The 15466-nt window shown below is 67.9% G+C and carries 10 protein-coding genes; 9 read left to right on the top strand and 1 reads right to left on the bottom strand.

Going from position 1 to position 15466, the window contains the following annotated elements; genetic code table 11:
* Nucleotides 1–230: 230 nt before the first annotated feature.
* The 7 genes from HWX87_RS07955 (at nucleotide 231) to HWX87_RS07925 (ending at nucleotide 13517) form a co-directional block, all read left to right on the top strand.
* The gene (locus HWX87_RS07955; RefSeq protein WP_176046615.1) at nucleotides 231–1622 is read left to right on the top strand and encodes an APC family permease; all 1392 of its coding nucleotides are present in this window, start codon (nucleotides 231–233) and stop codon (nucleotides 1620–1622) included.
* Nucleotides 1623–1672: 50 nt separating this feature from the next.
* Entirely contained in the window at nucleotides 1673–3070 is a 1398-nt protein-coding gene (locus HWX87_RS07950) for an aspartate aminotransferase family protein (protein ID WP_176046614.1), read from the top strand.
* Nucleotides 3071–3100: 30 nt separating this feature from the next.
* Nucleotides 3101–4525, top strand: coding sequence for an aldehyde dehydrogenase family protein (locus tag HWX87_RS07945; protein ID WP_176046613.1), 1425 nt, complete (start codon nucleotides 3101–3103; stop codon nucleotides 4523–4525).
* 129 nt (nucleotides 4526–4654) lie between these two features.
* On the top strand, nucleotides 4655–6157 hold the full coding sequence (locus HWX87_RS07940) for a M81 family metallopeptidase (RefSeq protein ID WP_176046612.1): 1503 nt from the start codon (nucleotides 4655–4657) through the stop codon (nucleotides 6155–6157).
* A 122-nt stretch (nucleotides 6158–6279) separates the two neighbouring features.
* Entirely contained in the window at nucleotides 6280–7467 is a 1188-nt protein-coding gene (locus tag HWX87_RS07935; protein ID WP_176046611.1) for a beta-propeller fold lactonase family protein, read from the top strand.
* Nucleotides 7468–8107: 640 nt separating this feature from the next.
* A complete protein-coding gene (locus HWX87_RS07930) occupies nucleotides 8108–10600 on the top strand; it encodes a glycoside hydrolase domain-containing protein (RefSeq protein ID WP_176046783.1) in 2493 nt (830 codons plus the stop codon).
* 28 nt (nucleotides 10601–10628) lie between these two features.
* Complete coding sequence (locus HWX87_RS07925; protein ID WP_176046610.1) at nucleotides 10629–13517, top strand: sugar-binding domain-containing protein; 2889 nt, start codon at nucleotides 10629–10631, stop codon at nucleotides 13515–13517.
* A 6-nt stretch (nucleotides 13518–13523) separates the two neighbouring features.
* Here the strand turns inward: HWX87_RS07925 and HWX87_RS38230 are convergent, their stop codons facing one another.
* Entirely contained in the window at nucleotides 13524–13658 is a 135-nt protein-coding gene (locus HWX87_RS38230) for a hypothetical protein (protein WP_006405345.1), read from the bottom strand.
* 404 nt (nucleotides 13659–14062) lie between these two features.
* Here HWX87_RS38230 and HWX87_RS07920 point away from each other — a divergent pair, with 404 nt between their 5' ends.
* Together HWX87_RS07920 and HWX87_RS07915 are read left to right on the top strand one after the other, a co-directional pair.
* On the top strand, nucleotides 14063–14533 hold the full coding sequence (locus HWX87_RS07920) for a hypothetical protein (protein WP_176046609.1): 471 nt from the start codon (nucleotides 14063–14065) through the stop codon (nucleotides 14531–14533).
* Between the two features lie 87 nt (nucleotides 14534–14620).
* Nucleotides 14621–15433, top strand: coding sequence for an alpha/beta hydrolase (locus tag HWX87_RS07915; protein WP_176046608.1), 813 nt, complete (start codon nucleotides 14621–14623; stop codon nucleotides 15431–15433).
* The last annotated feature ends 33 nt before the right edge of the window (nucleotides 15434–15466 follow it).

Below are 15466 nucleotides of genomic sequence, written 5' to 3'. Positions count from 1 at the left end.
TCGCGTAGAACATAGCCGGAATGTCCGCAAAATGCCAGTGCGGCACAGCAGCATGCAGGGCCGGACGGTGCGATGCACGACATCGTGTCCGAAAATATCCCTCGATTACGTCCGCATTTCTCATTCGTCCTCGATTTTTTGGCGCTCCACACTTTCTTCCAGTCGTGCCCCGCCGGCAGCGCCGGACGCACGCGTGTTGAGGTCATGAACGCCACCGACGTGAGGACAGCATGGACAACGACAGGCCAGGTCGAACCGCATTCGCCGCCGCGACGCATGATGTCGGCGCGCCCGCGCATCGGGGCGACCCGGACGAACGCCGCAAGCCGCACCTGCTCGGCCTCTCGACGCTCGTGATCTTCGGTCTCGCGTACATGCTGCCGATGACGGTGTTCACGACCTACGGCCTCGTCACGAGCGAGACGAACGGGCATCTGACGGCCGCGTATGCGGTCACGCTGGTCGCGATGCTGTTCACCGCGCGCAGCTACGGCCACATGGCGCGGCTGATGCCGAGCGCCGGTTCCGCCTACACGTTCGCGAGCCGCAATTTCGGCACGTCGGCCGGCTTCATGGTCGGCTGGGCATTGCTGATGGATTACCTGTTCATCCCGATGATCAGCTACCTCGCGATCGGCATCTACATGAAGCAGCTTTTCCCCGGCGTGCCGGCCAGTGTGTGGATCGTCGGCAGCATCGCGCTGATCACCGGGCTGAACATCGTCGGCATCCGGCTCGTCAACCGCGTGAACCTGATCCTGATCGCGAGCCAGCTCGTGTTCATCGCGATCTTCGTCATCGCATCGGCGCGCGTCGCCGCGAACGAAGGGCTGGCGATGGCCGTCGCGTTGCCGTCGTCGGGCGATGCGCGCGCGATCTTCGCGGGCTCCGCGATCCTGTGCCTGTCGTTCCTCGGCTTCGATGCGGTCACCACGTTGTCGGAGGAGACGCGCGAGCCGCGGCGCACGGTGCCGCGCGCGATCCTGCTGTGCACGCTGGCGAGCGGCTTGCTGTTCATGTTGATCGCGTATGTCGGGCAAGTGGTGTTTCCCGACTGGCACGCGTTCAAGGATCTCGATTCGGCCAGCCTCGACCTGATGCGGCGCATCGGCGGCGGCACGCTGTCGGCGTTCTTCGTCGCCGTGTACGTGGCCGGCTGCTTCGCGAGCGCGATGGCCGGGCAGGCGAGCGTGACGCGCGTGCTGTTTGCGATGGGCCGCGACCGCGTGCTGCCCGAATGCGTATTCGGCCACTTGCATGCGCGGCTGCGCACGCCGGTGCGCGCGACGCTCGCGGTCGGCGTCGTGTCGCTGTCCGCGCTGTTCATTACGCTCGACCTCGCGTCGACGATGATCAGTTTCGGCGCGCTCGTCGCGTTCGCGATCGTGAACCTGTGCGTGATGCGCAGCTATCTGGGCCGGCCCGAGCACCGTCACGTCGCGGGCTGGGTCACGTTCGGCGTGATGCCGGCGATCGGCTTCGCGATGAACGTGTGGCTCTGGTCGGGACTGTCGCGCCAGACGTTCTACGTCGGCATCGGCTGGCTCGTGCTCGGACTCTGCCAGCTCGTGTGGCTGACGCGCGGCTTCACGCGCCCGGCACCGACGCTGTCGATGAATTGAATGACTGGCCGTGCGGCGCCGGTTCTGAAACCCTGAAGGAGGAGTGACCCATGAACGCTGTTGACGTCAATCTCGATGCGGACCTGCAGGCGCTCGGCAAGCGCCATCTGCTGATGCATTTCACGCATGCCGATGCGTATCGCGAGAACGCGCTGACCGTGTTCGAGCGCGGCGAAGGCTGCTGGCTCGTCGATCGCAACGGCAAGCGCTATTTCGACGGGCTGGCCGGGCTGTATTGCGTGCAGGTCGGCTACAGCCACGGTGCGGAGATCGGCGATGCGATCCGCGAGCAGATGGTGCGGCTGCCGTTCGCGACCAACTGGGGTGTCGGCCACGAGCCGGCGATCCGGCTCGCGCACAAGCTCGCGGCGCTCGCGCCCGAGGGCCTGAACCGCGTGTTCTTCACGTCGAGCGGCTCGGAGTCGAACGAATCGGCGATCAAGCTGGTGCGCCAGTATCACCAGTCGCGCGGCGAGCCGCAGCGGCGCAAGTTCATCGCGCGTCGCGTCGCGTATCACGGCACGTCGTTCGGCGCGCTCGCGCTGAACGGGATGACGAACTTCCGCAAGCATTTCGAACCGCTGATGTCGGGCGTGCGGCACGTGGGCAACACGAAGCGCTACGGCCGCCCGGCGGGCGAGACGGAAGCGCAGTTCACGCGCCACCTGCTCGACGAGATCGAATCGCTGATCGTGCAGGAGGGGCCGGATACGGTGGCCGCGATCGTCGTCGAGCCGCTGCAGAACGCGGGCGGCAGCCTGACGCCGCCGGCCGGCTACGCGGCGGGGCTGCGCGACATCTGCGACCGGCACGGCGTGCTGCTCGTCGCGGACGAGGTGATCTGCGGGTTCGGCCGGCTCGGCGAATATTTCGGGTCGGCGCGCTACGGGTTGAAGCCGGACATCATCACGTTCGCGAAAGGCATTGCGTCGGGCTACGTACCGCTCGGCGGCGTGATCGCGAGCGATGCGGTCGTCGACACGGTGCTCGACGGGCCGCAGCAGATGTTCCTGCACGGCGCGACGTACGGCGGCCATCCGGTCGCCTGCACGGCAGCGCTCGCGAACCTCGAGATCATGGCGCGCGAACGCGTACTCGAGAATGTCCGCGCCAACGAAGCCGTATTCCGCCAGACGCTCGACGGCCTGCTCGAGTTGCCGTGCGTCGGCGACGTGCGCGGCGACGGCTACCACTATTCGCTCGAACTCGTGACCGACAAGGCCGCGCGCCGCTGGGCGGCCGGCATCAGCGCGCAGGCGTTCGTGTCGACGCTGCTCGCGCCCGCGATCTTCGACGCCGGGTTGTTGTGTCGCGCGGGTGTCGATCATGAAGGCACGCCGATCCTGCAGTTCTCGCCGCCGCTCGTGATGTCACGCGACGAGATCGTGTGGTTCGTCGCGCAGATCCGCGACATCCTCGTCGACACCTACGCACGGGCGACGCGCTGAGCGCGGCGTCCTCCAGTCAAGGAGCATTCGATGCGAACCTCGCAGCAGTCCTATATCGACGGCCAGTGGCTCGATCCGGCCGATGCACGATCGATCGACGTGATCGACCCGGCCACCGCGCGGCCGTATGCGCAGCTCAGGATCGGCGTCGCGGCCGACGCCGATCGTGCGGTCGGCGCGGCGAAACAGGCCTTCGACACGTACTCGCGCTGGTCCGTGGACGAGCGCGTCGCGCTGTTGAAGCGCGTGCTCGAGATTTACCAGCGCCGCTACGAAGAGGTCGCGCAGACGATCAGCCAGGAAATGGGCGCGCCGATCGCGTTTGCGCGCGCGGCGCAAGCTGCAGTCGGCACCGCGCACCTCGAACAGACGATCCGCGCGCTGCAGTCGTTCCGCTTCAGCACGCAGACCGATGCGCTGCTGGTGTCGCACGAACCGATCGGCGTGTGCGCGCTGATCACGCCGTGGAACTGGCCGATCAACCAGATCGTCTGCAAGGTCGCGCCTGCGCTCGCCGCCGGCTGCACGATGGTGCTCAAGCCGAGCGAGATCGCGCCGTTCAGCGCGATCCTGTTCGCGGAGGTCCTGCACGAGGCCGGCGTGCCGCCCGGCGTGTTCAACCTCGTGCATGGCTACGGGCATGAGGTGGGCGATGCGCTGTCGCGGCACCCGGATGTCGACATGGTGTCGTTCACGGGCTCGACGCGCGCCGGTGTCGAGGTCGCGAAGGCGGCCGCCGATACCGTGAAGCGCGTGCACCAGGAGCTTGGAAGCAAGAGCCCGAACCTGATCCTGCCCGACGCCGATATCGAGGATGCCGTCACGCGCGGCGCGCGCAGCTGCTTCAGCAACAGCGGCCAGTCGTGCAATGCGCCGACGCGCATGCTCGTGCATGCCGATCATCTGGCGCTGGCCGAGCAGGCGGCGCGGCGCGAAGCGGAACGCACCGTCGTCGGCGATCCGCGTTCGACGGAAACCGGCATCGGGCCGGTCGTCAGCCGTACGCAGTTCGACCGCATCCAGCACTTCATCCGGCTCGGGATCGAGGAAGGCGCAACGCTCGTCGCCGGTGGCCCCGGCCGGCCGGAAGGGCTCGGCGACGGGTTCTACGTGCGGCCGACGGTGTTCTCGAACGTCACGCCGGACATGACGATCGCGACCGAGGAGATTTTCGGGCCGGTGCTGGCGATCATGACCTACCGGACCGAAGAAGAAGCCGTCGCGCTCGCGAACGATTCGGTCTACGGGCTCGCGGCTTACGTGCAGTCGAAGGATCTCGAGCGGGCGCGCCGCGTCGCGGCAAGGTTGCGGGTCGGCAACGTCCACATCAACTACCCGGCGTGGAACCCGGCCGCGCCGTTCGGCGGGTACAAGCGCTCGGGCAACGGGCGCGAGTATGCGGAGTTCGGCCTCGTCGAATATCTGGAGACGAAGGGCACGACGGGGTACGCTTGAGCGGCGCGCAAGCGCGCTGACCGGGTGGCGGCGTCCTGCGGGACGCCGCACCTTTTGATCGATTGCGAGGAGGTCGACGATGCAGGTTTCGCAGATGAACGACGGCATGTGCGGGGAGGGCCGCGCGCGATGAAGATCCTGATCGCCCGGATGAACCACGAGACCAACACGTTCTCGCCGGTGCCGACACCGCTTGCCGCGTTCGGCCGCAACGGCCCCGACTGGGGCGAGGAGGCGTATCGCGCGAACCACGGGATGCGCACGGCGATGGCCGCGTTCATCGACGCGGCGGCGCGCGAAGGCGCCGACGTCGTGACGCCCGTGTCGGCGGCCGCGAACCCGAGCGGGCCCGTTGCGGCCGGCGCGTATGCGGCGATCTGCGACGCGATCGTCGCGGCCGCGCCCGGTTGCGATGCCGTGATGCTCGACCTGCACGGCGCGATGGTCGCCGAGCAGAGCGCGGACGGCGAGGGTGACCTGCTCGCGCGCGTGCGCGCGGCACTGCCCGATGCGCCGATCGCGGTCGCGCTCGACCTGCACGCGAACGTCACGCAGAAGATGATCGACCATGCGGACGTGATCGTCAGCTTCAAGACTTATCCGCACGTCGACATGTACGAGACGGGCGAGCATGCGGCGCGCGTGCTGTTCGACCGGCTGCATGGTCGCGCGCAGCCGGTGCTCGCATGGCGGCAGCCGCCGTTGATGACGTCGACGTTGCGCAGCGCGAGCGCGGAAGGCGCGATGCGGCGCGCGGTGGAGGCCGCGCGCGCGGCCGAAGCCGACGGGATGCTGGCGGTATCGGTGCTGCCCGGTTTCTCGCTCGCGGACATTCCCGCGCCGTGCATCAGCGTGGTGGTGGTGGGCGATGGCGACCGCGCCGCGGCTGACGCGGTGGCCGAGCGCATCGCGCGGCAGATCTGGGACGCGCGCGACGAGTTCGTCTATCGCAGCGCGCCGCTCGACGAATCGGTCGCGCAGGCCGCGGCGCTCGCGCGTGGCGCGAACCGCCCCGTGCTGATGCTCGATCACGGCGACAACTGCATGTCGGGCGGCCCGTGCGACACGATGGACTTGCTCGAGGCTGCGCTCGCGCACGGGCTCGACGGTATCGTCAGCGGGCCGTTGTGCGACCCGGAGGCCGTCGCGGCGTTGATCGACGCGGGCGTCGGCGCGACGGTCACGGTGCCGGTGGGCAACCGGCTGCCGTCGCATGGCGGCGTGCGGCGCGAACCGTTCCGCGCGACGGGCGTCGTGCGCGCGATCACCGACGGCGAATACGTGATTACCGGGCCGACCTACACGGGGCAGCGCGCGTACATGGGCCGCGCGGCCGTGCTCGACATCGGCGCGGCCACGCTGGTCGTCACCGAGCGCACGCAGGAGCCCTGGGATCTCGGCGTGTTCGAGAGCGTCGGCGTCGATCCGCGCCGCGCACGCTTCCTGCTGCTGAAGTCGCGGATGTATTGCCGGCCGGTGTTCGTGCCGATTGCGGCCGCGCTGGTCGAGTGCGACAGCCGCGGCGTGACGGGCTCGGACTACGGGCTGTTCCGCTACGAGCGGCTCGCGCGGCCGGTTTATCCGCTCGACGATGTCGCGCAGTGGGAGTCGGGCGTGCGATCGGCAGCGTGACGGACCGCGACGCGAGACGCCGGATTTGCGCGCTTTCCGGCATCATGCGATGGCATCGACCCGTCGAGCAGCAGGGTCGTGCCATCCATTGCGTCCGCAACCGATCCGGAGAACCGACCGCCATGCATTCGAATCCCTTCCGCCTGCGCAGCGCGCGCCTGCTCGCCGCGCTGACCCTCGCCACGACGGCCGTTGCCGTACACGCCGCCGACTGGATCGTGTCCGGCAACGACGGCAAGTATCAGCGCGTCGAGGGCCGCGACACCTATCTGCCTTCTCCGCCCGCCGACACGCTGACGCTGCTCGACGCGAGCACGTTCCCGCCGAAGGTCGCGCTGCAGGTCGACGTCGAGAACGGCATCCAGGGGCCGCCGCAGGCCGTCGCGATCACGCCTGACGCGAAGCTTGCGCTCGTCGGCGCGCCGACGCGCTACGACACGGCCGCGAAGCAGCTCGTGTTCGACACGTTCCTGCAGGTCGTGAAGCTCGACGCCGCGCCGCCCGCGATCGCACGCATCGAGCTCGGCACGCATCCGCAAGGGATCGCGATCGACCGCTCGGGCCGGCTCGCGCTCGTCGCCAATGTCGACGGCAGCGTGTCGATCCTGCGCATCGACGGCACGCAGGTGACGCTCGACGGCAACCTGAAGATCGGCAAGAAGCGGCTGGCCGGGATCAGCTTCACGCACGACGGCAAGCACGCGCTCGTGTCGCTGCGCGACGAGCAGGGCGTCGCGGTACTGAACGTCGACGACGGCAAGGTGACCGACAGCGGCACGCGCCTGAGCACGGGCGTCGCGCCCTACACGATCGACGTGTCGAGCGACAACCGCTGGGCCGTCGTCAGCAACGTGGGGCTGGCGGGGCTGCCGGGTTATACGGGCACGCTCGCGGGCGATGCCGATTCGATCGCGCTGATCGACGTATCGCGCGTGCCGTTCCGCACGGTCCAGTACCTGACGGTGCCGTCGCTGCCGGAAGGCGTTGCGATCTCGCCGGACGGGAAATGGATCGCGGTGCAGGCAATGGACGGCTCGAACCTGACGCCGGACAACCCGGGCCGCCACAAGCTCGGCAAGGTGCTGCTGTTCGCGATCCGCGACGGGCAGGCCGTGAAGGTGAGCGAGTTGCCCGGCGGCGAGGCCGCGCAAGGCATCGTGTTTACCGCCGACAGCCGGCACGTGATCGTGCAGTTCAACGTCGAACGGCAGCTTGCACTGTATGCGGTGGAAGGCGGCAAGCTGCGCGATACGGGCAAGCGGATCGCGCTGACGGGCGGGCCGTCGTCGTTGAGGACGCTGCCGCGTTGACGCGCACGGCATCCCGTTCGTTCCTCTCCGTGAGTTCATGCGGCGCCCGGATTCACCGGGCGCCCGTCGATGCACGCCCCTCTGCACGGCCGCTGCAACGCAACAAATGGTGGAAATTTGTACCCAAAGCCACTTAACGCCTGATTGTTTAGTTAAACAAACTGAAAATTCGGGAAACTTCCTGTAGTGAATAAACAGTCATTGGGGCACTGTAAGCCTGCGGGAAGCATGTGACATTCCCGGAAACAGGAGGAGGGGGCAACGGTTGTGGCAGCAACGATCGTTGCCGGGCACATGCCTGTGGCAATCAGCGCGATGCCGCCTGGGGGGACCATCCGGCATCGCGCCACGTGGCGCCGATGTGCTACGCCAGGTCACAAGCATGGCGGCGCTTCGAACCATCATCGACGCCGGATTAATCGTTTTAATTAACGGTACTAATCAAAAAATGAAAAATCCACGATTCTTGCTCGTCGCTGCGCTGACCTGTGCAGCGCTTGCCGCGTGTGGCGGTGACGACGTGAGCAGTGTTCCGACGGCCAGCAACGGCGCCGGCGATACGCCGTCGACCGTGCCGCCGACCGCGGGACCCTCCCAGCCGTCGCAGCCCGGCCAACCGGCGCCGCCCAAGCGCGTCAACATGCAGCTGACCCAGTTCGTCAACCCGTTGATCGGCACGCAGGTCAACGCGGATTCGGGCTACGCGGGCAACGTGAGCCCGGGCGCGATGGTGCCGTTCGGCATGGTGAACTTCGGGCCGAACACGCCGCGCTACAACTTCAACGGCTCGGGCGGCTACCTGTCGTCGGGCGGCTCGGGCGGCACGATCGACTTCTTCAGCGTCACGCACCTGAGCGGCGTCGGCTGCCCGGGGCAGGGTACGGTCGCCATGCTGCCGACCGATGCGGCGACCGCGGTGGCGTCGGGCGGCCGGCCGATCGGCATCGGGTACAGCTATGCGGATGAAACGGCCCAGCCGGGGTATTACAAGGTGCGCCTCGCGAACGGCATCGTGACGGAGCTGAGCGCGACGGCGCGCTCCGGCATCGCGCGCTTCACGTACACGAACAAGGACAAGGGCTTCTTCTCGATCGATGCGAAGCTGAACGGCAACAGCGATTCGGGCAGCACGAAAGTCACCGCGAACAACGTCTCGCTGGCGCTCGCGAGCGACGGCAAGTCGCTGAGCGGGCAGGCCGTGGCGCCGGCATTCTGCACGCCGTACGGCACGGTATGGAATGCGCCCGTGTATTTCTACGCGACCTTCGACAAGCCGCTGCGCAAGCAGGCCGGCGCGTCGTCGGTGAACACGGCCGGTAACGGCGCGGCGACGCTGCAATTCGACCTGACCGATGCGGACAGGACGGTAACCGTGAAAGTCGGGATCTCGTCCGTCAGTATCCGGAATGCGCAGGCCAACCTGAAAGGCGAGGGTGAAAAGCTCGCGTTCGACGACGCACGGACGAACGCGTCGGGCTTGTGGAACGACCGGCTCAACACGATCCAGATCGACCAGGCCGCGAATCCGTCATCGCTCGATGCGACGCAGAAGGCGAACCTCACGAAGTTCTATACCGCGCTCTATCGCGTGTTCGGCACGCCGACGCTCTACAGCGACGCGAACGGCGAATTCCGCAGCATGCGTCAGCCCCGGAACGCGGACGGCAGCTATCCGAAGTCGGTCGACCAGACCGGCACGATCCCGCCGCGCGCGACGGCGAAGGTCGGCGACTACGCGTTCCGGCGCGCCGACGGCTCGCAGGGCGGCGCAGGCGATCACTACACGGGTTTCTCGCTGTGGGACACGTACCGGTCGCAGGCGCAGCTGCTGGCGATGCTCGCGCCGAAGGAATCGAGCGACATGATGCAGTCGCTCGTCGTCGACGCATTGCAGTGCGGCGCCTTCCCGCACTGGGTCGACGGCAGCGACGACTCGACGCCGATGGCCGGCGACAACGCATTGAACGTAATCGCCGGCGCGTACAAGTTCGGCGCGACCGATTTCGACCTGGTGTCGGCTGCGCGGCTGACGAAGCAGTCCGTGTTCGATCCGTCGAGCGCCTGCAACGACCGCACGAGTGCGGCGGGGCTCGCCAATTTCCTGACGGCCCACTACCTGTCGCAAAGCGACGACGGCCATTCGTCGTCCGCGACGATCGAACGCGTGCTGAGCGACCGCTCGGCCGCCGCGTTCCTGCAGGCGCTGCCGGCCGGCGTGCTGAACGCGCCGTCGGTCGGCGTGACGCCGGACAACATCGGCACGCTGTACACGCGGGCGGGATGGTGGCGCAACATCTTCGACTACACGAACAAGGTGATCGCCGCGCGCAACGCACCGCCGTCCGGTTCGGCGCCCGGCACGCTGGGTACGCTCGTGCAGGGTTCGTTCCATGAATCGACGGAACCGAACTACTTCTGGACCTTCGCGCAGGACTGGACCGCGCTGATCGACGCGATCGGCGGCAAGCAGGCGGCCGTCGCGCGGCTGAACAACCTGTTCGCGATCACGACGCCGTTCTCGACCGTGCCGGGCTCCGCCGACCTGAACGGCGGCGAGTCGTCCACCAACCTGTACATCGGCAACGAACCGTCGTTCCAGTCGCCGTGGGGATACAACTGGGCCGGCCAGCCGAGCGGCGCGCAGTACATCCTGCCGATCATCATGTCGAAGGCGTTCACGACCGCGCGCGACGGCCTGCCGGGCAACGACGACATGGGCGCGACGTCGAGCTGGTACGTGTGGGCCGCGCTCGGCATGTTCCCGGTCATTCCGTCGGAAGCCGGGCTCGCGTTGTCCACGCCGCAGTTCGGCGGGATCACCGTCTGGCTCGGCAACGGCAAGACGCTGCGGCTCGATAGCGACAAGCAGGTCGCGATGGACGCGTCGGGTCATCCGTCGTTCGCGTATATCCAGTCGCTGAAGGTCAACGGCGCGGACTATGCGGGTTCGTGGCTGCCGCTGGGCACGATCGCCAACGGCGGGACGATGACCTACGCGCTGTCCGCGACGCCGACGCAATGGGCGGCCGCCGACAACCTGACGCCGCCGTCCGGGCCGAACGCGGACTACACGCGCATGACGGCAGGCGCGTCGCCCTCTGCAATGCGACTGGGCCAGGCTGGCGCGCACTGACGACGACACCATCAGGGAGGAACGCAACGTGACATCGAAAGAACGCCGCAAATTCCTGTCCTACGGTGCCGCGCTGGTCGGCACGAGCTGGCTCGCGGGCTGCAACGGCGACATCGATTCGCCTGCCGCCTCGTCGGGCATGCCCGGCGCCGACGGCCCGGCGACGGTCACGCCCACCGTGCCGGGCGTGCCGGCCGACCCGGAGCACAGCCTGCTGGCGGCGCAGGATCTCGCGCAGAACTGGACGTTCGCGCCCGCAAGCAGCCTGCCGGGTGCGAGCGGTGCGCAACTGTCGGGCGTCGGCGGCATGACGGGCATGGCGCCCGCGACGGTGCCCGGCACCGTGCTCAACAGCATGATCGTCAACGGCAAGTATCCCGATCCGTTCTACGGCCGCATTGTCACGGACACCGTTCCCGATACGCTGAAGGACACCGACTACTGGTACCGCACGACCTTCGCGGCGCCGGCGCGGCGGCCGGGGCAGCGGTTGTGGCTGAACTTCGGCGGCGTCAACTACTGCGCCGAAATCTGGCTGAACGGCGCGCTCGTCGGCCGTCTCGAAGGGGCATTCAAGCAAGGCGCATTCGACATCACGCGGCTCGTGCCGCAGGCGGGCGGCGCAGCGAATCTGGCGGTGCGCGTCGTCAAGCTGGATTTCTCCGAAGGGCCGCTGCTGCCGAATTACAAAAGCGGCGTGACGCGTGGCGGCCGCAACGGCGGGCCGACCGGCGTCACGCTGAAGAACGGGCCGACCTTCTTCTGCTCGGCCGGCTGGGACTGGCTGCCGACGATTCCCGACCGCGATCTCGGCATCTGGCAGCCGGTCCGGTGGTTCACGACCGGCGCGGTGCGCATCGCCGCACTGAATGTCGCTCATACGCTGTCGGCCGATCTCTCGCGTGCCGAGTTGCGGCTCGATCTCGAACTGGACAACGGCTCGGGCATCGACCTCGTCGCGACGCTCGTCGGCAGCATCGGCAACGGCGCGACGTTCAGCCATGACATCGCGATTCCCGCATCGAGTACGACGACGAAGGTGTCGCTCACGTCGTCGGACATCGCGGCACTGTCGATCAGGCGGCCGCGCCTGTGGTGGCCGAACGGGTATGGCGATCCGGATCTCTACGCGGTGACGGTGGGGATCAAGGTCGGGCGCGTGCTGTCCGACGAGCGCAAGCTGAACGTCGGCCTGCGCTGCATCGAGTATTCGCGCGATATCGGCATGGGCACGCAACTGAGCATCACCGTCAACGGCTTGCCGATCCTCGTGATGGGCGGCAACTGGGGGCTCGACGAAGCGTTGAAGCGGATTCCGCGCGAACGGCTGTTCAATCAGGTGCGACTGCATCGCGACGCCAACCTCAACCTGATCCGCAACTGGAACGGGCAGAGCACGAGCGACGATTTCTTCGACGCGTGCGATCGCTACGGGATCCTGGTGTGGCAGGATTTCTTCTTCTCGACCGAAGGCGACGGTTCGGGCGCCGCCAACGTGCCGCGCGATCTCGACAACATCCGCGACGTGATCGCGCGCAACCGTCATCGTCCGTCGATCCTGCTCTGGTGCGGCGGCAACGAGGGCTCACCGCCACCGGCGCTCGTGAAGGGGCTCGACGCGCTCGTCGCCGAGCTCGACCCGCAACGCCTGTGTCTCACGAGTTCGGCGGGCGATACCGGCGCCGGCGCGGTCAACGGCTATTCGTCGGGCGGCCCGTACAACTGGGCGTCGCCGCAGGCCGCGTTCGGCCGTGGCTACGGCACGACGTCGGTCGCGTTCCACAACGAAGTCGGTTCGCACTCGATTCCCACACTCGAATTCGTCGAATCGATGCTGCCGCCCGGTTCGTACGAATGCCCGGACGACTTCTGGGCCGACCGCGACATGAACGGCAACGGTGCGTACTACGCGCAGGTCGGCCAGCAGGGCGGCGCCGGCTACATCGCGATGACGGCGCTGCGCTACGGTGCGATCCGGAATCTGGCCGACTTCGTGCGCAAGGCGCAGATGATGAACTACGAGTGCATCCGTTCGATCTACGAGGCGAATGCGGCCGTGATGATCGGCCCCGTGGCCGGGAAGATCACGTCGCCTGCCACCGGCGTGATCATGTGGATGACGAACCCCGCGCAACCGAGCTTCGTGTGGCAGATGTACAGCCACGATCTCGAGGCGCATGCGTCGTTCTTCGCGGTCCGGCACGGATGCCGCCGCGTCAATGCGATCCTCGATGCGAATACGTCGGACGTGACGATTGCGAACCACACGGCGGCGGCCGTCACGGGCCGCGTCGAGATGCGCGTGTACAACCTGGACGGCACGCTGAGCAGCCGGACCACCGCGGATGTCGGCGGCGTGGCGAAGGCGTCGTATCGTGTGGTGGCGAACCTGAAGGCGGCGATGGCTGCCGCGAAATCCGACGTGTGCGTCGTCGCGCTCGCGCTGACCGATGCAGGCGGCAATGCGCTCGCGGAGAACGTGTACTGGCGGCAGCGCGACGGCGGCGACACGGCTTACACGTCGCTCGATGCGATGCCGGCGGCGGCAGTGGCCGTCGGCGCGACGGCATCCGAGGCCGACGACGCGACGACGCGCATCACGGTCGACGTCGCGAACGTCGGGGCCGGCATCGCGCTGATGACGCACCTGCAGGTATTCGACCCGTCGACCGGTGCGCGCGTGCTGCCCGCGTTCTACAGCGACAACTACCTGAACCTGGTTCCGGGTGCGAAGCGGCGGATCACGATCGACCTGCCGCATGCGAGTGGCGCACCGGTGTCGCGCGTCGCGCTGCGCATCGACGGGTGGCGGCTCGATCGTCCGAACTGCAAGCTGGGACTCGGCGGCGTGCCGGTCGTCTTCAACGAGCGTGCGCTGGCGGTCGATCCGGCGGTGGCGACGTTCGCGGCCTGCTGACGTGCGTTACGGACGCAGCAGATCGAAGCCGCCGAACACGACGACACCGCTCAACGCAATCATCGCGACGGAGTGCTGGCCGAAGTAGAGAATCGCGGCGGCAAGCCACGTCGTGATGCAGAAGGCGCCGATGCGGGCCATCGTGTGTTCCTCGAATACGTAATGAATGGAGCGCGCGCCGCACGGCGTTCGCCGCTCGAACCGGCGAGCGGGTCACGAAGGCGGACGGAAAAGGCGACCCGCTGCGCCGCGATTGCGGCGTCGGCACGCGTGGCATGCCGCGCCCGACGGGGCGGGAGTCGAAACCGGCGACGTTGCGCGCGGGCGCCCGAAGGCGGTCGACGCACGATGCCGGCCGGCGAAACCGCAATTTTACCAGCGCCGCCGTGGCGCCAATCTGGCCCTTTCGCGCGTGGAATGCGGCGATCTGCTCGGCATTCGTCCGACCCCGGCATTCAAGTTTCGTGTGACGAATGCCGTAAACGAGTTGGAAGGCATTTCCCGCCCCGTCACGATTCGTTTACCGACACACACGGACCGACACGATGCAGATCGATCTCTCCACGACCGCGCGCGCCTCACTGGCGGACAGCAGCGTTACCGCAAACACGTCGGCCACCCCGGCCGCGGCTTCGTCCGCCGACGGCACGACAGCTGCCAAGGGCGGCACCGGCACGACGGGCGCGAGCAGCGCCACCGGCACGAAGGCGGCGGCCGGCGACACCGGCGAAACGCTCGGCGCGGCGGGCGCATCGTCGGCGGAGGATCCTGCCGTCACCCAGTTGAAGGCGCTGATCGAGCGGCTGCAAAAGCAGCTCGCGACACTGGAACGGCAGATGGCGGACGCGGCCCAGCGCGCGAAGGACGACCCGTCCGCGGTCATCGAGCAGCAGACGCTGAGCGCGGAAGCCAGCTCGATCTCGGCGGCGCTGTCGACGGCGATCTCGCAGCTCGCGGCGGCGCTCCAGAAGTCGGGCAACTCGTCGTCGGGCGGGCTGGTGTCGACGCAGGCCTGACGGCTTCGGGCTGCGCAGCCGTCACGGCTGCGTCGGCCACACGCATTACAATCGCAAGCTCGTCTCCCTCGACAGGACGGCAGAACGATGAATGCGGAACTCGACGACGACGAACTCGTCCGCTTCGACGCCCATGGCGGCACGCCGCTGCCGGCGGCCGATGCCGAAGGCTGGCTTGCACACGACGGCGCGCGCATCTGGCACGCGTCGTTCGGCCATGGCCCGCCGGTCGTGCTGCTCCATGGCGGCCTCGGCCACGGTGGCAACTGGGGCAACCAGGTGCCGGCGCTGCTCGCGGCCGGCTATCGCGCGATCCTGATCGACAGCCGCGGCCACGGCCGCAGCACGCGCGACGCGCAACCCTATTCCTACGAACGCATGGCGTCAGACGTGCTCGCGGTGCTCGACGCGCTGCACGTCGACCGTGCGCGCTTCGTGGGCTGGAGCGACGGCGCGTGCATCGCGCTCGTGCTGGCGGCCCGCGCACCGGAGCGCGCGGCGGGCGTGTTCTTCTTCGCGTGCAACATGGACCCGGGCGGCACGAAGGAGATGGTGCCGGGCCCGCTGATCGAGCGCTGTTTCGCGCGGCACCGCAAGGACTACGCGCAGTTGTCCGCGACACCCGGCCAGTTCGACGCATTCGTCGCGGCCGTCAGCGAAATGATGCGCACGCAACCGGATTACAGCGAGCAGGATCTCGCGGCGATCGCGGTGCCGGTGGCGATCGTGCAGGGCGAGCACGACGAATTCATCCGGCCGGAGCATGCCGCGTATCTCGCACGCACGATTCCCGGTGCAACGCTGACGATCCTGCCCGGCGTGAGCCATTTCGCGCCGCTGCAGCGACCCGCGCGATTCAACGCGGCGATGCTGGCGTTTCTCGACCGGCTGCCGGGGTAACGCGCGGGTGACACGCGCGGCCTGTTGCCGGGC

Origin of the sequence: Burkholderia sp. BCC1644 (assembly GCF_902833225.1) — a bacterium.
Classification (GTDB): Bacteria; Pseudomonadota; Gammaproteobacteria; order Burkholderiales; family Burkholderiaceae; genus Burkholderia.
The sequence above is the reverse complement of the archived record's forward strand: the minus strand, read 5'-3'. Positions and strand labels throughout refer to the sequence as shown.